The organism is Burkholderia sp. b14 (assembly GCF_900156195.1).
Taxonomy (GTDB): Bacteria; Pseudomonadota; Gammaproteobacteria; order Burkholderiales; family Burkholderiaceae; genus Mycetohabitans.
The window spans coordinates 1,581,603-1,599,730 of record NZ_FTPJ01000003.1 but is presented as its reverse complement, the minus strand read 5'-3'; the positions used below and the strand labels follow the sequence as shown (position 1 = coordinate 1,599,730).

At 62.7% G+C, this 18,128-nt stretch carries 16 protein-coding genes, 2 pseudogenes and 1 riboswitch; of the genes and pseudogenes, 12 read left to right on the top strand and 6 right to left on the bottom strand.

The window, feature by feature from the left end; all coding sequences use genetic code 11:
* Window positions 1-22: 22 nt before the first annotated feature.
* The 11 genes and pseudogenes from B0B13_RS18010 to B0B13_RS11800 all read left to right on the top strand — a co-directional run.
* Window positions 23-130: pseudogene (locus B0B13_RS18010) on the top strand (carbamoyltransferase N-terminal domain-containing protein); the annotation flags it as partial.
* Between the two features lie 52 nt (window positions 131-182).
* Window positions 183-813: pseudogene (locus B0B13_RS11845) on the top strand (LrgB family protein); the annotation flags it as partial.
* A 32-nt stretch (window positions 814-845) separates the two neighbouring features.
* Window positions 846-960, top strand: a riboswitch (S-adenosyl-L-homocysteine riboswitch).
* Window positions 961-989: 29 nt separating this feature from the next.
* A complete protein-coding gene (gene ahcY / locus B0B13_RS11840) occupies window positions 990-2,411 on the top strand; it encodes an adenosylhomocysteinase (protein ID WP_076796556.1) in 1,422 nt (473 codons plus the stop codon).
* A 76-nt stretch (window positions 2,412-2,487) separates the two neighbouring features.
* Complete coding sequence (locus tag B0B13_RS11835; RefSeq protein ID WP_076785924.1) at window positions 2,488-2,853, top strand: phage holin family protein; 366 nt, start codon at window positions 2,488-2,490, stop codon at window positions 2,851-2,853.
* A gap of 48 nt (window positions 2,854-2,901) precedes the next feature.
* Window positions 2,902-3,732: a methylenetetrahydrofolate reductase [NAD(P)H] gene (gene metF, locus B0B13_RS11830; RefSeq protein ID WP_076796553.1), complete on the top strand. Its 831-nt coding sequence runs from the start codon at window positions 2,902-2,904 to the stop codon at window positions 3,730-3,732.
* Window positions 3,733-3,872: 140 nt separating this feature from the next.
* Window positions 3,873-5,516, top strand: coding sequence for an ABC transporter substrate-binding protein (locus B0B13_RS11825; RefSeq protein ID WP_076796551.1), 1,644 nt, complete (start codon window positions 3,873-3,875; stop codon window positions 5,514-5,516).
* 128 nt (window positions 5,517-5,644) lie between these two features.
* A complete protein-coding gene (locus B0B13_RS11820; protein ID WP_076787569.1) occupies window positions 5,645-6,655 on the top strand; it encodes an ABC transporter permease subunit in 1,011 nt (336 codons plus the stop codon).
* 2 nt (window positions 6,656-6,657) lie between these two features.
* On the top strand, window positions 6,658-7,587 hold the full coding sequence (locus B0B13_RS11815; RefSeq protein WP_076796548.1) for an ABC transporter permease subunit: 930 nt from the start codon (window positions 6,658-6,660) through the stop codon (window positions 7,585-7,587).
* On the top strand, window positions 7,584-8,756 hold the full coding sequence (locus B0B13_RS11810) for an ABC transporter ATP-binding protein (RefSeq protein WP_076796545.1): 1,173 nt from the start codon (window positions 7,584-7,586) through the stop codon (window positions 8,754-8,756). Before B0B13_RS11815 ends, B0B13_RS11810 begins: the two co-directional genes overlap by 4 nt.
* The gene (locus B0B13_RS11805; RefSeq protein WP_076796542.1) at window positions 8,753-9,760 is read left to right on the top strand and encodes a peptide ABC transporter ATP-binding protein; all 1,008 of its coding nucleotides are present in this window, start codon (window positions 8,753-8,755) and stop codon (window positions 9,758-9,760) included. Before B0B13_RS11810 ends, B0B13_RS11805 begins: the two co-directional genes overlap by 4 nt.
* A complete protein-coding gene (locus B0B13_RS11800; RefSeq protein WP_076796540.1) occupies window positions 9,753-10,862 on the top strand; it encodes a TraB/GumN family protein in 1,110 nt (369 codons plus the stop codon). Before B0B13_RS11805 ends, B0B13_RS11800 begins: the two co-directional genes overlap by 8 nt.
* Window positions 10,863-11,043: 181 nt before the next feature.
* On the opposite strand, the gene pcp is transcribed toward B0B13_RS11800, so the two are convergent.
* Both pcp and B0B13_RS18475 read right to left on the bottom strand, forming a co-directional pair.
* Window positions 11,044-11,703, bottom strand: a complete 660-nt coding sequence (gene pcp, locus B0B13_RS11795; protein WP_076797310.1) for a pyroglutamyl-peptidase I — start codon at window positions 11,701-11,703, stop codon at window positions 11,044-11,046.
* Window positions 11,704-11,994: 291 nt separating this feature from the next.
* Complete coding sequence (locus B0B13_RS18475) at window positions 11,995-12,150, bottom strand: hypothetical protein (RefSeq protein WP_170872432.1); 156 nt, start codon at window positions 12,148-12,150, stop codon at window positions 11,995-11,997.
* A gap of 16 nt (window positions 12,151-12,166) precedes the next feature.
* Here B0B13_RS18475 and B0B13_RS11790 point away from each other — a divergent pair, with 16 nt between their 5' ends.
* Complete coding sequence (locus B0B13_RS11790) at window positions 12,167-14,614, top strand: hypothetical protein (protein ID WP_139337404.1); 2,448 nt, start codon at window positions 12,167-12,169, stop codon at window positions 14,612-14,614.
* Here the strand turns inward: B0B13_RS11790 and B0B13_RS11785 are convergent.
* The 4 genes from B0B13_RS11785 to B0B13_RS11770 all read right to left on the bottom strand — a co-directional run bounded on the left by B0B13_RS11785 (window position 14,535) and on the right by B0B13_RS11770 (window position 18,126).
* Window positions 14,535-15,491: a DUF979 domain-containing protein gene (locus B0B13_RS11785; RefSeq protein ID WP_076785932.1), complete on the bottom strand. Its 957-nt coding sequence runs from the start codon at window positions 15,489-15,491 to the stop codon at window positions 14,535-14,537. The two genes, B0B13_RS11790 and B0B13_RS11785, sit on opposite strands and share 80 nt — an antisense overlap.
* A complete protein-coding gene (locus B0B13_RS11780; RefSeq protein WP_076785933.1) occupies window positions 15,491-16,231 on the bottom strand; it encodes a DUF969 domain-containing protein in 741 nt (246 codons plus the stop codon). Before B0B13_RS11780 ends, B0B13_RS11785 begins: the two co-directional genes overlap by 1 nt.
* A gap of 74 nt (window positions 16,232-16,305) precedes the next feature.
* A complete protein-coding gene (pxpA, locus tag B0B13_RS11775) occupies window positions 16,306-17,082 on the bottom strand; it encodes a 5-oxoprolinase subunit PxpA (protein ID WP_076785934.1) in 777 nt (258 codons plus the stop codon).
* A 15-nt stretch (window positions 17,083-17,097) separates the two neighbouring features.
* On the bottom strand, window positions 17,098-18,126 hold the full coding sequence (locus B0B13_RS11770) for a 5-oxoprolinase subunit C family protein (RefSeq protein ID WP_076785935.1): 1,029 nt from the start codon (window positions 18,124-18,126) through the stop codon (window positions 17,098-17,100).
* Between the last annotated feature and the right edge of the window lie 2 nt (window positions 18,127-18,128).

Below are 18,128 nucleotides of genomic sequence, written 5' to 3'. Positions count from 1 at the left end.
TTTTTGACAAGATGACGTAAACATGAAAATCCTTGGCATCAACTCCGCCTATCATGAATCCTCCGCGTCGATTGTCATCGACGGTAAAATCGTAGCGGCGCTCGAAGAGGAGCGATTCACACGGATTAAGCATGCGAAAGAAGCGTCTGTAAGTGGCCCGGCTGAGCTACCGAAAAACAGCGTACTTCGGCTCGAAGGCGCTCTATGCCCGTTTTCGCTGGCCTTGGCTGACGCCGTTACTCGTCGTGCCGGTTGCGCTCGGCAGCGATTGTGCTGCTCGCGCGCATCCCGTACCCGGTCTATTGCCGCGATACTCGCTGGCTGATGTGGTTGCTGGGCCCGGCCACGGTTGCGTTCGCGGTGCCGATCTATGAGTACCGACAGTTGATCCGGCGCCATTGGCTGTCGTTGTCGGTCGGTGTTGCCGTGGGCGTGCTGTCCGGCGCCGCCGGTTCACTCGCGCTGGCGCGGTGGTTGCATTTGTCCGCCGACCTGCAGCACAGTCTGCTCACGCGTTCGGGGTCCACGCCGTTCGCATTGGCGGTGTCCGACCGGCTGCATGCGCCGCGCGATCTGACCGCGTTGTTTGTGATCGCGACTGGCGTGGTCGGCATGCTGGTCGGCAAACTGGTGCTGGCGATCCTGTCGCTCAGGAGTCGGTTGGCGCGCGGCACGCTGCTCGGCGCGGCGGCCCACGGTGCCGGAACCGCTAAGGCGTGCGAGCTGGGCAGCCAAGAGGGCGTTGTCGCCAGCCTGACGATGATGATCTGTGGGGTGTTGCTGGCTCCGCTGCTGGCCGTCTGGCTCGATTGAGTGATATCTGCTGTTTTGCTACAATCACCGTTCGTTTCGAGGAGCGTTGCGACGGCTAATAGCCGCCAGGCTCGAAACGTTTCGATCGGCGGTTCCGATTTGCGCGGTCAACGCGCGCGGCCGCCGCCACAACGGCGCTCACGTCTTTTATTTCTCTTGACAGAAAAGGAGGCGTGATGAACGCCGTAGTCTACGAAAAAAACCTATCCCAGGATTGTGTCGTTGCCGACCCGTCGCTCGCCGAATGGGGCCGCAAGGAACTGAACATCGCCGAGACCGAAATGCCGGGTCTGGTGCAGATCCGCGACGAGTACCAGGCCGAGCAGCCGCTGAAGGGGGCCCGCATCGCCGGCTCACTGCACATGACGATCCAGACCGGCGTGCTGATTGAGACGCTGAAGGCGCTGGGCGCGGACGTGCGCTGGGCGTCGTGCAACGTTTTCTCGACGCAGGACCACGCAGCGGCGGCGATCGCCGCAACCGGCACGCCAGTGTTCGCGTACAAGGGCGAGTCGCTCGACGAATACTGGGAGTTTGCGCACCGGATCTTTGAATGGCCGAACGGCCAGTTCGCCAACATGATCCTCGATGATGGCGGCGACGCGACGCTGCTGCTGATTCTGGGTGCGAAGGCCGAGCAGGATCGCTCAGTGATCGCCAAGCCGCTCAACGAGGAAGAGGTCGCGTTGTATAACGCGATTGCCCGTTACCTCGACACGGACCCGCACTGGTACTCGACGCGCCTCGCGCATATTCGCGGCGTCACCGAAGAAACCACGACCGGCGTGCATCGGCTGTACCAGATGGAGCGCGAGGGCCAGCTGCCGTTCCCGGCCATCAACGTGAACGATTCGGTGACCAAGTCCAAGTTCGACAACCTGTACGGTTGCCGCGAATCGTTGGTGGACGGCATCAAGCGCGCGACCGACGTGATGATCGCCGGCAAGATCGCCGTGGTGGCCGGCTACGGTGACGTTGGTAAGGGTTGCGCACAATCGCTGCGCGGGCTCGGCGCGACCGTGTGGGTGACCGAGATCGATCCGATCTGCGCATTGCAGGCGGCGATGGAAGGCTATCGCGTCGTCACGATGGACTACGCGGCGGATAAGGCCGACATCTTCGTAACGGCCACCGGCAACTACCATGTGATTAACCACGACCACATGAAGGCGATGCGCCACAACGCGATCGTCTGCAATATTGGCCACTTCGATTCCGAAATCGACGTGGCATCTACGCGCCAGTACCAGTGGGAGAATATCAAGCCGCAAGTGGACCACATCATCTTCCCGGATGGTAAGCGGGTGATCCTGCTGGCCGAGGGGCGGCTTGTAAACCTGGGGTGCGCGACCGGCCACCCATCGTTCGTGATGTCCAATTCGTTCACGAATCAGACGCTCGCGCAGATCGAGTTGTTCACGCGCGGCGACCAGTATCAGAACAAGGTCTACGTGCTGCCCAAGCATCTGGACGAAAAAGTCGCGCGGCTGCATCTGGCGCGCATCGGCGCGACACTGACCGAGCTCAGCGACGCGCAAGCGCGGTATATTGGCGTGGACAAGCACGGTCCGTTTAAGCCGGGCCACTACCGTTACTAACTGCGACTGCACGCGCGCCGGGGCACGATCGATAACGTGCCCCGGCGCGCACCGGCCGCATCACAGGGAGCCCCCGATGACTGTATTGCTGACCTGGTTGATCAATGCGCTTGCGCTGCTGATCATCACGTATATCGTGCCGTCGATCCAAATCAAGAGTTTCGGCACCGCGTTGATCGTCGCGCTCGTGCTCGGGTTGATCAACGCGATTATCCGGCCGCTCCTGATCCTATTCACGCTGCCGCTGACGGTGCTCACCCTGGGGTTGTTCATTCTGGTGATCAATGCGTTGTGCTTCTGGCTGAGTGCGACGTTGCTCAAGGGGTTCGAGGTCTCCGGCTTTTGGTCGGCATTCTTTGGCTCGATCCTGTACAGCATCGTGTCGTATCTGCTGAGCGCGTTGATCCTTGGGCATCGCTTTACCGTTGAGCGCTGGTACTAACGCGCGCTGGACGCACGCCGGCGGCACGTATCTCTTTCCAATACTTCTATGTCCTTGCCTGAAATCTCGTTCGAGTTCTTTCCGCCGAAGACGGCGGAAGGGGTCGATAAACTGCGCGCAACGCGTGCGCAACTGGCGCCGCTTAAGCCAAAGTTCATGTCGGTGACATTTGGCGCCGGCGGCTCGACACAGCAGGGCACGCTCGATACCGTGCTTGAAATGGCGGGTGAGGGCTTCGAGGCCGCGCCACATTTGTCGTGCATCGGCGCGTCGAAGGAGAGCTTGCGCGGCGTTTTGGCGCAGTACCGCCAGCACGGCATCAGGCACATCGTCGCGCTGCGCGGCGACTTGCCCTCTGGTATGGGAGAGGTCGGCGAGCTGCGCTATGCGTGCGACTTGGTTGCCTTCGTGCGCGCCGAGCACGGCGACTGGTTTCATATTGAAGTGGCCGCGTATCCCGAATACCACCCGCAGGCGAGGTCGCCGCGCGCGGACCTGGAGAATTTCGCACACAAGGTGAAGGCGGGCGCAAATTCAGCCATTACACAGTATTTCTATAATGCGGACGCCTATTTTCGCTTCGTCGACGACGCGCGCAGGCTTGGTGTTGACGCACCGATCGTGCCCGGCATCATGCCGATCACGAACTATGCGCAACTGATGCGGTTTTCCGAAATGTGCGGCGCAGAAGTCCCGAAGTGGATTGCGCGGCGACTGGAGAGTTTTGGTGACGACCGTGACGCCATTCGGGCATTTGGGCTGGATGTCGTGACCGCAATGTGCGAGCGGCTGGTCGTGAACGGTGCACCAGGATTGCATTTCTACACACTGAACGGCGCGTCGGCCAGCAAGGCGATTTGCGAGCGTCTGCGCATCTAGAGCGCAACAAGGACGGCCCGGCGCGCGTTGGCCGTTGAGAATTTGTCGAACGTGCGTTTTTTTTCCGCCTTGCCGGTTTGGCGAAATCCAGTACACTCGCGCCTACACCGGAGATCCCGGGACGACAATTCGGAGCAAGCATGCCACATAACCGTCCGTTATCCGAAACCTACCGCGCGACCTATCATGCCGTGCTCGCCGTGGTGACCGCGCTGGCACTGAGTGGCGCCGGGCTCGCGCAAGCCGCGTCGCTGCCCAACAAGACGCTAGTCTATTGCTCCGAGGGCAGCCCTGCGGGCTTCGATCCGGCGCAGTACACCACCGGCACCGATTTCACCGCCAATACGTTCACCGTCTTTAATCGTCTGGTCGAGTTCGAGCGTGGTGGCACGAAGATTGAACCTGGCCTAGCCGAAAAGTGGGATGTGTCGCCGGACGGTCTGCAATACACTTTCCATTTGCGTCATGGCGTAAAGTTTCACTCGAATGACATCTTCAAGCCGACGCGTGATTTCAATGCCGACGACGTGCTGTTCACGTTCAATCGGATGCTCGACCCGAATCTGCCGTTCAACAAGGCGTACAAGGTCCAGTTCCCGTACTTCACTGACTTGGGGCTGGACAAACTGATCGCAAAGGTCGAAAAGATCAATCCGTATACTGTGCGGTTCACGCTGAAGGAGGTCAACGCGCCGTTCCTGCAGAACTTGGCGATGGAGTTCGCATCGATCCAGTCAGCCGAATACGCGGACGCGCTGCTCAAGGCCAATCGCGCGCCGGATTTGAACCAGAAGCCGATCGGCACCGGACCGTTTATTTTCAAACGCTACACGAAGGATGCGACGATCCGTTTCGACGGCAATCCCGATTACTGGAAGCCGGGCGCGGTTAAGGTCGGCAAGCTGATCTTTTCAATCACTGTCGATCCAGGCGTGCGGAGCCAGAAGCTCAAGCGCGGCGAATGCCAGATCACAGTCTATCCGCGGCCGGCTGACATCGAGTCGCTCAAGAGCGACCCGAACGTGCAATTGCCGTCTAAGCCGGGCTTCAACCTTGGCTACTTGGCGTACAACGTCGAACACAAGCCGTTTGACAACGCGCAGGTGCGCCGCGCGCTGGATATGGCGATCAACAAGAAGGCTATCATCGAGTCGGTGTACCAGGGCGCGGGCCAGCTTGCGACCAACCCAATGCCGCCGACCCAATGGTCGTACGACGCATCGATCAAGGCGTTGCCGTATGATCCGCAGCAAGCCAAGGCGTTGTTGCAGAAGGCGGGCGTCAAGAAAGGCGCCGAGGTCACGTTGTGGGCCATGCCCGTGCAACGCTCGTACAACCCGAATGGCAAGCTGATGGCCGAGATGATCCAGGCCGACTGGGCGAAGGTTGGCGTGAAGGCGAAGATCGTCACGTATGAATGGGGCGAGTACATTAAGCGCGCCCATGCGGGCGAGCACGACGCGATGCTGATTGGCTGGACCGGCGACAATGGCGATCCCGACAACTGGCTCGGCACGTTGCTCGGCTGTGACGCAGTCCATGGCAACAACTTTGATAGGTGGTGCTACAAGCCCTTCGACGATCGGGTCGTCAAGGGCCGCGAGACCACCGATCAGGCGCAGCGCACGAAACTGTACATCGAGGCGCAAAAGATCTTTGCCAAGGAGCTGCCGTTCTCGCCGCTCGCGCATTCGACGACATACCAGCCGATCGCGAAGAACGTTGTCGACTTCAAGATCGATCCGCTGGGTTACACCCGTTTTGACGGCGTGAGCTTGAAGTAAGCGTTTCGACATCGTCCTGCGTGACGCTGGCGACGACACGTCGCTCAAGCGTTGAGCATGGACTGCGGCGGCCCGGGCGCGAGCCCGCGCCGCCGCTCACGCACTGGCACCCACAAACGGGAGTTTTCATGATCCGTTTTGTCTTGCGCCGCCTGGGAATGGTCATACCGACGTTTATCGGCATCACCCTTCTCGCGTTCGCGCTGATTCATCTGATACCCGGCGATCCCATCGAAGTGATGATGGGCGAGCGCGGCGTCGATCCGCAGATGCATGCCGAGGCGCTGCATCGCCTGGGGCTCGATGAGCCGCTGCCGTTGCAGTATCTGCACTATGTTGGCCGCGCGCTGCATGGCAACCTCGGCACGTCGTTGATCACCAATACCAGCGTGATGGACGAGTTCGTCGCGCGCTTTCCGGCGACACTGGAGCTGTCGGTCTGCGCCATGGCGTTCGCGCTGCTGTTCGGCCTGCCGGCGGGCGTTGCCGCGGCGCTCAGGCGCGGCTCGTGGCTCGATCACACGGTGATGGGGACCGCGCTGACCGGCTATTCGATGCCGATCTTCTGGTGGGGACTGCTGCTGATCATGCTGTTCTCGGTCACGCTCGGCTGGACACCGGTGTCCGGGCGCATCGCGGTGGAATACGACATCCCGTATACGACGGGCTTCATGCTGATCGATTCGCTGCTGTCCACCGATGAGGGCGCGTTCAAGTCCGCCGTGTCGCATTTGATCCTGCCGGCGGTGGTGTTGGGCACGATTCCGCTGGCGGTCGTTGCGCGGATGACGCGCTCGTCGATGCTCGAGGTGCTGCGCGAGGACTATATCCGCACTGCGCGCGCCAAGGGCTTGTCGCCGGTGCGGATCGTCCTCGTGCACGCGCTGCGCAACGCGCTGATTCCCGTTGTCACGGTGATTGGGCTGCAGGTCGGCACTTTGCTTGCGGGCGCGGTGTTGACCGAGACCCTGTTTTCGTGGCCTGGAATCGGCAAGTGGCTGATCGACGCCATCTCGCGCCGCGACTACCCAGTCGTGCAAGGCGGCATCCTGATGATCGCGACGCTGGTCATCCTGGTCAACCTGCTCGTCGATTTGCTGTACGGCGTGCTTAATCCGCGCATTCGCCACACGAGGTAACGATGGCAGACTTGCCAACTCCACCCCTGTCATCGCCGCAGGCGGTGACGCCGCCGCCGTCCGGACGCTTGCTGGCGGCGCGCGAATTTTGGGCCCAATTCTCGCGTAACCACGGCGCAGTCGGCGCGCTCGTGGTGGTCACGATATTGATCGTGGTCGCGCTGTTCGCGCCGCTGCTGGCGCCGCATAGCCCGATCGAGCAGTACCGGGAGTTTGTCAAGTTGCCACCGGCGTGGCTCGCCGGCGGCAACTGGCAGTTCGTGCTGGGCACTGATGAAGCGGGACGCGACATCCTGTCGCGGCTAATGTACGGCGCGCGGCTGTCGTTCTTCATCGGTCTGGTGTCAGTCGCGTTGGCGCTGCTGCCAGGCATCGTACTGGGCCTGGCCGCCGCATTCTTTCCGCGCTGGGGCGATGCGCCGATCATGCGGCTGATGGATGTGCTGCTCGCGCTGCCGTCATTGTTGCTCGCGGTGGCGGTCGTGGCCGTGATCGGGCCCGGATTGACCAACACGATGCTGGCCATTGCGATCGTCGCGCTGCCCGCCTACGTGCGGCTCACGCGCGCGTCCGCGCTCGGCGAGCTGCAAAAGGAGTATGTGACCGCCTCGCGCGTGGCGGGCGCCGGCACGTTGCGTCTGATGTTCTCTCAGGTGCTGCCTAACTGTACCGCGCCGTTGATTGTGCAAGCCACGCTCGGCTTCTCGACCGCGATTCTTGATGCCGCCGCGCTCGGCTTTCTCGGCCTGGGCGTGCAGCCGCCCTCAGCCGAATGGGGCGCGATGCTGGCCTCCGCGCGCGACTACATCGACAACGCGTGGTGGATCGTCACGATGCCGGGCTTGTCGATTCTGATCACCGTGCTGGCCATCAACCTGCTCGGCGACGGGTTGCGCGATGCACTCGATCCGAAATTGAAGAGGTTGTCATGAGCCCGAATCCGAATGCACCGTGCGATGCAGGTGCGCCGTTGCTGACGATCCGCAACCTGCATGTCGACTTCGACGGACTGGCCGCGGTCGATCGCGTGAATCTGTCGGTGGCCGCCGGCGAGGTGCTCGGCATTGTCGGCGAATCCGGTTCGGGCAAGAGCGTCACGTCGATGGCCCTGATGGGGCTGATCGACCCGCCGGGGCGCGTCAGCGCCGACGAACTATGCTTTGACGGCGTCGACCTGTTGCGCGCGTCGCCGGCTAAGCGCCGGCGCATCGTTGGCAAGGACATCGCGATGGTGTTTCAAGACGCGCTCACGAGTCTGAATCCAAGTTATACGGTCGGCTACCAGATCAAGGAAGTGCTTCGCTTGCATGAAGGGTTGCGCGGCGCGGCCCTGGAGCGCCGTGCGCTGGACCTGCTCGAGCAAGTTGGCATCCCGGACGCGAAGAACCGCATCAACGCGTTCCCCCACCAGATGTCGGGCGGGATGAATCAGCGCGTGATGATTGCTATGGCCGTGGCGTGCAACCCGAAACTGCTGATCGCCGACGAGCCGACCACCGCGCTGGACGTGACAATCCAGGCGCAGATCATGGACCTGCTGGTGCGCTTGCAGAAGGAGCGTGGTATGGCGCTCGTGCTGATCTCGCACGATCTGGCTGTGGTATCCGAGGTCGCGCAGCGGGTCGCGGTGATGTATGCGGGTGAGATCATCGAAATGAACCGCGTGCCGGATATTTTCTCGGCGCCGCACCATCCGTACACGGAGGCGCTGCTGGCGGCCATTCCCGAGCACAACCGCGGTGCGCGGCGGCTCGAGGCGCTCTCCGGCATGGTGCCTGGTCACGGCGACCGCCCTAGTGGCTGCCTGTTCGCGCCGCGTTGTAAGTATGGGGTTGACGATTGTTGGATAGGGCGGCCCGCGCTCGCCCAACTCGATGCGCAGGACGACGCGATGCGTGCCCGATGCATCCGTCCTCTAAATATGGAAAAGGTCGTGGTGCCGATACTCGATGCGGGGCGCATTGCGCTGGCCGGCGCGACGCCGGGGGATGACGCCGGCGAGTGCGTCGCGGCGCCGGCCGCGCCGCCTGCCAGCGGCGTTGCCAACGACCGGCATGACCCGCACGCACGCGGCGCGCACGAGAACGGAGGTAAACGATGAGCGCGGTGGCGCATGCCCGCGACACGGCGACGGCCGAGGATGCCGTGCTGGTTGCGGACCAACTGACCAAGCACTACGAGGTGCGCCGTGGCCTATTCGGCACGGCCACCGTGAAGGCGCTCAACGGCGTGTCGTTTTTGCTCGCCCGTGGTCGCACGCTGGCGGTCGTCGGCGAGTCGGGATGCGGTAAGTCAACACTTGCGCGGCAATTGACGATGGTCGAGAGCCCGACGTCTGGCCGCCTGTTGATCGATGGCGCCAATGTCGCGACCGCCACGCATGAACAGCTAGCCGAGGTGCGCAAACGCGTTCAGATGGTGTTCCAAAACCCGTTTGCCTCGTTGAACCCGCGCAAGACGGTCGAGCAGACGCTGGCCGAGCCGCTTGCGATCAATACCGGGATGAGCGCCGGCGAGCGGGCATCGCGCATCGCCGAGATGATGCGCACGGTCGGCCTGCGGCCCGAACACGCGAAGCGGTATCCGCACATGTTCTCCGGCGGGCAGCGGCAGCGCGTGGCGATTGCGCGCGCGATGATCCTGACGCCGCGCATCGTCGTAGCTGACGAGCCGGTGTCAGCGCTGGACGTGTCGATCCAGGCGCAGATCTTGAACTTGTTTATGGACCTGCAGGACAAGTTCGGCACCAGCTACGTGTTCATTTCGCACAACCTCGCGGTGGTCGAGCACGTCGCCGACGATGTGATGGTGATGTATTTCGGCGGCATCGCGGAACGAGGGGCCAAGGCAACCCTCTTCGCGCGGCCGCGGCATCCGTACACACGTGCGTTGATGTCGGCCACACCGGCTATTTTCGAATCCGACCGTCGCCTTAAGATCAAGCTGGAGGGGGAGCTGCCGTCGCCGTTGAACCCTCCTCGCGGCTGCACATTCCATCAGCGCTGTCCGTACCGGATCGAGCGGTGCGTGGCCGAAGAGCCGAGGTTGCGCGACGTTGACGGCCGCCAAGTGGCCTGCCACCGTGCGGAGGAGATGGATGCTTGAGTGGCGGCGCGGCCGCCGCGCGCGATGCAATACCGGCCTGACCAAGTGGCTCACGTGGTGGGTCGCCTTCGGATTGTTGGCCAGTATCGCATCATCCGCGCACGCATTGTCCGGCGCGTCCATGGTGCAGGTTCCGCTGGGGCCGTCAACCGTGCCGATACCCGCCAACCAGACCGAGGCGGCCACGCCGCTGCGCCAGCACAGTCAGCCGGCGCTGCAAGCCGACGACGGAACGGCGCCTAGCCGGCCCGGCGCCGCCCAGGCGAGTATGCCGCGGCCTGCGCACATGCCGTTCTATGTCGCGACCAGGGGCGCCCTGACACTGTACCTGTTTGGCACGCTGCACGTTGGCGACCCGGCTGACTATCCCGCCGAGCAACCGTTTCGGCAACCGATCATCGACGCGTTGCGTGCGGCGTCGTGCATGGCATTTGAGCTTTCGCCCGACGATCTGGTGATGTCGCAGGACGATGTGACGCGCTATGGCATGTGCTCGTATGCGTGTCTGCCACGGTTGCTGCCGGCCGATATGTGGACGAAGATCGTGCGTCGCATGCGCGGCAATCCTGCCGGGCTCGCGGTAATCCGCAAGACACGCCCATGGTTGGCGGCGCTGCTGATCGAGACCTACGACTCGTTGTCGGCCGGGTTGCAGGCCGAGTACGGTTCCGAGCCACAGCTCGAAAACCTATACGTGGGGCGTATCGTCGGTCTCGAGACGCGCGATGAGCAGATCGCCGCCTTTGCCGGACTGACGCTCGCCGAGCAGCGCGAGATGCTCGCGCAGGACTTGCGGCAGATGCCGGCCGACAACGTGTCCGACGTGCGCGTCCTGCATGCGCTATGGCATGCCGGTGATGCCGATGCGATGGCAAACTGGCAGGCGCGGCAATCGGCGAAACTGGCGCGCTCGCCGACGTTGTCGCGGCGCATTGATGATCGGATCGTGTACCAGCGCAGCGAGCGCTTTGTTGCACGTATGCTGCTGCTTGCCGAGCCCAACAGACCGATCTTCGTCGCGATCGGCGCACTGCATCTCGGCGGGCCAAAGGGCGTGCTCGCGCTATTGCGCGATCGCGGCTTTGATGTCGTGCCGCGCTGACATGTGCTGGGCTGCTCGCGTCGCTATCACGGCGCTGGCCGCGAAGCGGCAGGATCGTGCGGATGTGGCCGGGCCATGCCGAGGCGGCAGGCTAGTACGGATGTGGCCGGGTCATACCGAGGCGACGGGCTCATGCGAATGCGGCTGGGCTGTGCCGAGGCGGCAGGCCAGTGTGGCCAGCTTAGTGCAACGCGCCGCCCGTTTCCGGCACATCCATGCGGACTGATAAGGCAGTCTGCACAATGACCTTCAGCCCTTCAATGACGGACGCGGTTGGCAGGCTGGGCTGGCCTGGGTGGCGCACGGCCTGTCGCGGCGTATAGGGTATATGCACGAAGCCACCGCGCAATTGCGGTGCACGTGTCGCGATGTAGTGCGACAGGATGTAGAAGAGACGGTTGCACGTGAAGGTGCCGGCCGTTTGCGACACCGATGCAGGGAGGCCGGTCTCGCGTAGCGCATGGACGAGCGCCTTGATCGGCAGCGTGGAGAAGTAAGCCGCCGGTCCGTCGCTGACGATCGGGGCGTCGATTGGCTGGTAACCGTCGTTGTCCGGGATGCGTGCATCGTCCACGTTGATGGCGACGCGCTCGACGGACAAGTCCGGACGCCCGCCGGCTTGGCCGACACAGATTGCCAGCGACGGATGCGTTGCCTCGATCGCGTCTAGCAGTGCCTGATCGAGCGTGCGAAAGCGCACTGGCATCATCCGCGCGTGTACGATGGCGTCGCCAGACGGGGTCGCGATCCGTGCGCCGTCGAGTGCGCGCACGGCCTCCCACGATGGATTGATCAGTTCATTTTCGAATGGCTCAAAACCGGTTAGCAGTACGGTGTGCATCGTACGGTTTTCCTGAATGAAGTGATGGTGACACAGCAAGGCGGCGCACAGCCAAAGCGATATGATGCCCGGTGGCATGGGCAAAAGCCATTTAATTCGCTTAGCGGCGTCGTGCGCGCGGAAGCGTCTCGCTTCGGATTAAAAGTGTAAATGATAATGGTTATCGTTAATATGGATTGCGTCCATTGTTTGATCGCAACCCATGCTAAGTTTTCCTACATTTCCAATCGGCTTGCCTCTGTCAGGCGCCTCGCGGGCGAAAAAGTACGTTCACCAAGACAAGGCCGATGTTCATTCCGGTCCGCCGAAGATCGACGTGGAGATCGCGTCCGTTGCCAACTGTTCAGGGCTGCTAGATGAATTAAATGCCATCAGCGATGGCACGCCTGCCTGCCGGAAGGCGTCGCTGAAGCGTCTTCGATGGGGTACAGCGTCCTGCTCGCTCATCGATAAGCATGCTGCAATGCTCGACGAATTGAAAGCATGGCGTCGCGGTACGGCCTCGGCCACGATGCTGGGACTGGAGTGCCCTAGCGAGCTGTATGCTCAAGTGAAGCGACTGGTGGAGCAGCGGCTCGGCGAGACCTCGGAGCATTGTGGTGCGCTGGCGATCGATGCCGATGAGTTCGTGCATTGCCTGTATGTGATGGTCGTGACGCTGATTCAAGTATCAAAGGGCGACGGCGCCGGCGTTGAAGCAGCGTTCAGGCAAGCATCGGAATTGCTTGCGCATGACCCGGTCGGATGGCTCAAGGACGCGGGTATTCCGCATGGCATCGCGGATATGGCGGTGACCGCTGGCATGACTGGACCGTTGCTGGCACTGGCGGGGCTGGCGATCAAGGAGGGCCTTGCTGAATGGCGCCGTGCGCGCAAGACTGACAAGGCGTTGGCGCAGGCACTCGATCAAGTGGATAAAGAAATAGTCGCGCTGCAGGCGCTCTCTGCGTTGCTTGATGCGCGGCGTCACAACGTGGGTGGCACGGCAGAACAGCGCAATGATGAGGGTACGGGCGCTAATGCGACGCCTGTAAGCGGTCAGCCGCTGCCCAAGCTCACGGCCATCCAGCAGGAGCGGCGTGCCGCGTTGCGCTTTCTGCGCAAGCAGAACGATGCGGACAAGGTGATTGGTGCTAGTTCATTCGCCTCTGGTAGCGCCATTGCAACCAAATGTATCGTCGATACCACGTTAAAGGGCGTCTACATCGGACAGCAGGGTAGCGCTGTTGCAACAACTGCTGCTGGCGCTGCGGGCGTGGTTGGTTCGGCAGCACTGGGTCCGATGGCTGCGGCCGGTTCGCTGGCGCTCGGCGGTTACATGCTGCACAAGTCACGTAAAAAACGCGACGCGTTCCGTGCAGAAAAGCAAAGCACGGATTCGAGAATAGCTTTTTGGCTAAAACGAACTGAAGCGCAGCGCCGAGGCGGCGCGTCAATGGATCCGCCGTATGACGAGCATACGCTCAGCGAGCGCTATGCACGCTTTCTTCGCGAAAAGACTCAGCAGCACGATGCGTTCTTCACACGCTATACGGACTGGAATAAAGGGTTTGTCGCCGGTAGTGGCCTTTATACCGCTTGCACGGTCTCCAAGCTTGCGCTGGCTGGCATCGTCGCGGCGGGCGGCACCGCGCTCGCGACGCCAGCCGCGCCAGTCGTGCTGATGGCCGGGACAGGTCTAGCCAGTGCCGCGATGATTTTTTTCTCAATGCAGTACTTGAAGGGTCACGGCAAACTTCAGCGTTACCAGCGCTATTATCACGACGATGACCCCGAACTCGATCGGCATTTTTTGGCGAGTGTCGATTTGTTATGCGCGGACGATCGACCGGGGGCGGGTTTTGATCTGCGTAAGGTCTTCTATTATCAAGCGGCGGCACGCGAGGACCAGCGCCAGGCCTTCCTTGCTGACGTGGCTGCGCGATGCGCGAAGCGGTTTGACGATCAATATACCTATACAGCCGACGACGACGAGGCGATTCGCCGACGGGGCCCTAAACCGAATGGTAAGCAGCAGCTGACGCAGCTCGCGCGGCGTGCCGGGGAGGCAGTAGTAGGCCGGGCCAAGGCCGCATCGGCGTTTGCTCGTATGGTCCATCTGGATGCGCGGACACAGACCTCGCGGGCCGCGCGCAGCGCGTGGAGCAATGCATCCGGCGCGGCGCGCAATGCATGGAATGAGTCGCGGCGCCATTTGACAAGAATGAGCCTAAAAGCGTGGCTTGCCGATCCTGCGAATCATGCCGAACAGGCGCGCGTGCTCAAGCAAATGATCGAGACACAACTGATTTATTTGGAGCGTAAGCTTGAAACTAAGCACCGCGCGTATAGCCATATCGAGCGCGGGCTCAATGTTGATAGAGGCGCGATGCCAGCGCATCGTCGCGGCGTGGCGGGCGTGCCAGCCCCTGTCGCCGCGTCGATGCCGGACGTGGCCGCATCCGAGGTACAGCGGCTTGTGCTGGGATTAAGCCGCGACATCGAAAATGACGAATGCCTATACCGCCAGGCTGTACTCGTGCGCGATGCACTGAGCGTGCTGGCGAGCCGGCCTGCGGGGACCCCGGGCAGCCGGCAGTTGCTCGCTTGCGCAATCGAACAGTTCATCAGCACGCAACAGGGCATGCTGCCGGATGCGGATATGCCGCTGCCGGACCTGGAAGCCAGCCACGATCGCTTGGCGACGTACCTAATGAAGGAAGCGCCGGTGCGCTACAAGGACCTGCGCGGCAAGCTGGTCGAGACGGAGCTCCAAGCCACGCGCATTTGGCAGGCATGGGAACAACGGATGGCCAGCCTCGTGTCGCAGGCTGGCACCCTCCAGCCCAATGCTACGCGCGAAACGCCAGCACGTTCATCAGCACGATATTGGCCACGAGGATCGCCAGTGCGGTCGGCACTTGCGCCTTGATCACCGCGTTTTTGTCGGGCAACTCCAGCAGCGCTGCCGGCACGATGTTAAAGTTCGCGGCCATCGGCGTAAGCAGTGTGCCGCAATAGCCAGAGAACATGCCGATCGCGGCCATCACGGCTGGGTCGGCGTGGAACACCCCGACCAGCACCGGCACGCCGACGCCGCCGGTCATGACCGGGAACGCGGCAAAGCCGTTGCCCATAATGACCGTAAAGAGCGCCATGCCGATACAGTACACCGCGACCGCGATTACCCGCAGGTCCATGTTGATGTAGGCCGTGGTCAGGTGGGCAACTGCCTTGCCCACGCCAGCGTCCGAAAACACCAGTCCCAGCATGCCCAACATCTGCGGCAGCAGCACCGCCCACGACAGCGCATCGACCAGGCGCCGTGTTTCCCGGGTTGACTGCGCAAGCGTGTCGCGCGTGAGCAAGCATGCGAACGCCACGGCGACGAGGCAGCCGATGCCGAATGCCACGAGCGTGACGTTCTTCGGGTCCAGCAACGGTGTGCCGCCGACATTCAGATGCGGCGCGGACAGCGTGAGCACGACGGTGACGGCCGGGATCGTCAGCGCCGGAAGGAACAGCTTGTTGCCGAGTCGTTTCGCGCTCGCCGTGCGCAACTCCGCCGATAGCATTTTCGCCTTGCCGCCGGCCACGCCGCCGAATCCGGCGATGAGCGCCATTGCGATGACGAAGGCGCCGACCAGTTCAGCCGGCAGGCGCTCGCCGATTAGGAAGATGATGGCCGCCAAGGCCCAGAATGTGCCGGCCAGCCAGCGCTTTGGATGCGTGGTGTCGGTGACGATCATGCCCGCGACAATGGCCAGCAGGATGCCCACCAGCCAGTAAAGATAGTTGATCGACAGCATTACGCTTGTTCTCCGCTTGATTGGGTGGGGGGGACGTCGGCGCCGCGCGGCTGGGTCAGCAGTTCGCGATCCAGCGACCGGTCGAGCAGGTACAGCCGCGTGCCATGGATCAAAAAGGCGCAGATCGCGGTCGGGATACCCCACAGCGCGACGTGCAACGGCACTACGTCGATGCCTGCCTCGTGCAGGAACGTGGTCATCAGCACGATCGCGCCGAATGCCACGAACACGTCCTCACCGAAGAACAATCCGACGTTGTCGGTGGCCGCGGAGAACGCCCGCAGCTTGTATCGCACCGCATCGGCAAGCGCGCCATAGCGCGTTTGCGCGGCGCCTTCGGCCATCGGCGCGATCAACGGACGGACCATCTGCGGATGACCACCCAGGCCGGTCAGTCCCACCGCGGCGGTCACTTCCCGCACGAACAGGTAGACGATCAACAGGCGTCCCGCAGTGGCGGACTTGATGCCGGCAATCCACTGGTGAGCCCGCTCGCGCAGCCCGTGACGCTCCAGCAAGCCAATGACTGCGAGCGGCAGCAGGATAATCAGTGGAAGGTTACGCGTCTTAACAAAGCCGATACCGATTTCCGCGAGGATCTTGGCCGGCGGATAGTGAGCGGCGGCGGCTGTCACGATCGCGGCGGCGGTGACCACGAGCATCGGATTGAAGCGCAGCACGAAGCCGGCAATGATGACGGCCACTCCGAGCAGTGGCCAGAGATTGAGGGTAGTTTGCATGAGATCTCCAATTGGCAAGTCCAGCGGTGGTGAACAAGCATGAAAAACCCGGCTTCATGGACCGGGCTGTGTTGTCAAGCATCGGGTGCACAGCCCACCGCCATTGCGACGTGGCGGGCTGCGTCAACCCGGATGCCTTCATTGGCCAGCCGCGCGCGGATGCGGCGGGCAAATTCGAGTGCGTGCGGACCGTCTCCGTGCAGGCAGATCGTCTGGGTGTTCAACGTCACCCAATGTCCGTCCACGGACCTCACGCGCTTGTCCCGGATCATCACCAGCGTGCGCTCCAACACCGCCTCCTCGTCCTCGAGCAGCGCGCCGGGCAGCTTGCGCGGCACCAGCGAGCCATCGGACAGGTAGCCGCGATCAGCGAACACTTCTTCGATCGCGAGCAGACCGGCACGCCGGGTCGCTTCGATCAGGCGGCTGTTCGCCAGACCGAACACGGCCAGCGATGGGTCGAAGTCGCGCACCGCGGCAACGATCGCATTGGCCAGCGTGATATCGCGCGCGGCCATGTTGTACAGGGCCCCATGAGGTTTCACGTGAGCCACCTTGCCGCCTTCGGCATGCACGATTGCGGCAAGGGCGCCGAGCTGATACAGCATGCCGGAATAGACATCGGAAGGCGGTAGCGCCATCTCGGCACGTCCGAAATTGTCCGGATCGTTGAAGCTAGGATGCGCGCCGATCGCCACGCCTTTCTCGATGGCCCAGCGAACACTCTGACGCATGATGCTGGGGCCCCCTGCATGCCAGCCGCACGCGATGTTCGCCGAACTCACTAGTTCGAGCAGCGCTTCATCATTGCCACATCCCTCGCCGAGATCGGCGTTCAGATCGACTTCCATGTTCCTGCCTTCAATTCATGCCGCAGCCTTACAGCGCTCCTGCTGTAGTGCAATGGCCAGCTCGATATGGCGCAAATATTTGTTGAGTTCCGCCAGTGCGTTGCGCGCCTGTTCCAACGAACATTGGATGAAATGAACCCGTTGGTTCAACCGAGCCTGCGCGAGCAGCCACAGGTCCGCGGCGATCACGCTGCCGAACCGCGGGTAGCCGCCGGTGGTCTGGGCGTCGCTCATCAGCACGATCGGCTGCCCATTCGGTGGCACCTGAATGGTGCCCGGCAGCACGCCGTGTGACAGCAGATCGATCGGGCTTTGCCGCTCCAGCACCGGGCCGGCTAGCCGGAAGCCCATCCGGTTGCTGTTTGGTGTGATCGACCAGTCCTCGTTCCAGAACGCGGCGTGGGCCTGCGTCGAAAAGCTTGCATATTCGGGGCCGGGTATGACCCGCACGCGCGTCGCGATGGCGCCGAGCCGGTGACCAGCGCCCTGTTCAAGATACTCTAGTGCGCACCAAGATGGTGGCTTGACCCCGAACGCCGGTGCTTCCGGACTGAATGCGGGGTTGCGCGCGCTCGCGGGCAGTGGCGTCACCGGCAAGCGATCGCCGTCCTTCAATACCCGCCCCGCGAGCCCGCCGAAATGCGCGCCCAAATCCGTCGAGCGCGAGCCCAGCATCGGCATCACATCAATGCCGCCGGCAATCGCCAAGTAGCCGCGCATGCCGATCGACGGCGCGCGCAGCGTCAAGGTTTGTCCTGCTTGCACCGGCAGGCTGCGCCATGCGTAGACAGGCTGGTCATCCAGCGTGGCGTGGAAGTCGGCGCCGGTCAGCGCGATGCGTGTGGCACGCGGGAACCGCAGCACCACCGGCCCTAGGGTCAATTCGAGCCCTGCGGCCCCCGGGACGTTGCCCACTAGCCGGTTGGCTACCTGCAGCGCCACGGTGTCGAGCGCGCCGGCGGTGCACACGCCACACTGGCGATGGCCGGTGCGGCCCAGGTCCTGGACGCTCGTCAGCGTCCCCGCGCGGATGACCTCGATCATGC

What these genes read in the sequence shown, in the direction of transcription:
- ahcY (WP_076796556.1), top strand. Translation starts at nt 990, where the DNA reads ATGAACGCCGTAGTCTACGAAAAAAACCTATCCCAGGATTGTGTCGTT.
- B0B13_RS11835 (WP_076785924.1), top strand. Translation starts at nt 2,488, where the DNA reads ATGACTGTATTGCTGACCTGGTTGATCAATGCGCTTGCGCTGCTGATC.
- metF (WP_076796553.1), top strand. Translation starts at nt 2,902, where the DNA reads ATGTCCTTGCCTGAAATCTCGTTCGAGTTCTTTCCGCCGAAGACGGCG.
- B0B13_RS11825 (WP_076796551.1), top strand. Translation starts at nt 3,873, where the DNA reads ATGCCACATAACCGTCCGTTATCCGAAACCTACCGCGCGACCTATCAT.
- B0B13_RS11820 (WP_076787569.1), top strand. Translation starts at nt 5,645, where the DNA reads ATGATCCGTTTTGTCTTGCGCCGCCTGGGAATGGTCATACCGACGTTT.
- B0B13_RS11815 (WP_076796548.1), top strand. Translation starts at nt 6,658, where the DNA reads ATGGCAGACTTGCCAACTCCACCCCTGTCATCGCCGCAGGCGGTGACG.
- B0B13_RS11810 (WP_076796545.1), top strand. Translation starts at nt 7,584, where the DNA reads ATGAGCCCGAATCCGAATGCACCGTGCGATGCAGGTGCGCCGTTGCTG.
- B0B13_RS11805 (WP_076796542.1), top strand. Translation starts at nt 8,753, where the DNA reads ATGAGCGCGGTGGCGCATGCCCGCGACACGGCGACGGCCGAGGATGCC.
- B0B13_RS11800 (WP_076796540.1), top strand. Translation starts at nt 9,753, where the DNA reads ATGCTTGAGTGGCGGCGCGGCCGCCGCGCGCGATGCAATACCGGCCTG.
- pcp (WP_076797310.1), bottom strand. Translation starts at nt 11,703, where the DNA reads ATGCACACCGTACTGCTAACCGGTTTTGAGCCATTCGAAAATGAACTG.
- B0B13_RS18475 (WP_170872432.1), bottom strand. Translation starts at nt 12,150, where the DNA reads ATGAGCGAGCAGGACGCTGTACCCCATCGAAGACGCTTCAGCGACGCC.
- B0B13_RS11790 (WP_139337404.1), top strand. Translation starts at nt 12,167, where the DNA reads ATGCTCGACGAATTGAAAGCATGGCGTCGCGGTACGGCCTCGGCCACG.
- B0B13_RS11785 (WP_076785932.1), bottom strand. Translation starts at nt 15,491, where the DNA reads ATGCTGTCGATCAACTATCTTTACTGGCTGGTGGGCATCCTGCTGGCC.
- B0B13_RS11780 (WP_076785933.1), bottom strand. Translation starts at nt 16,231, where the DNA reads ATGCAAACTACCCTCAATCTCTGGCCACTGCTCGGAGTGGCCGTCATC.
- pxpA (WP_076785934.1), bottom strand. Translation starts at nt 17,082, where the DNA reads ATGGAAGTCGATCTGAACGCCGATCTCGGCGAGGGATGTGGCAATGAT.
- B0B13_RS11770 (WP_076785935.1), bottom strand. Translation starts at nt 18,126, where the DNA reads ATGATCGAGGTCATCCGCGCGGGGACGCTGACGAGCGTCCAGGACCTG.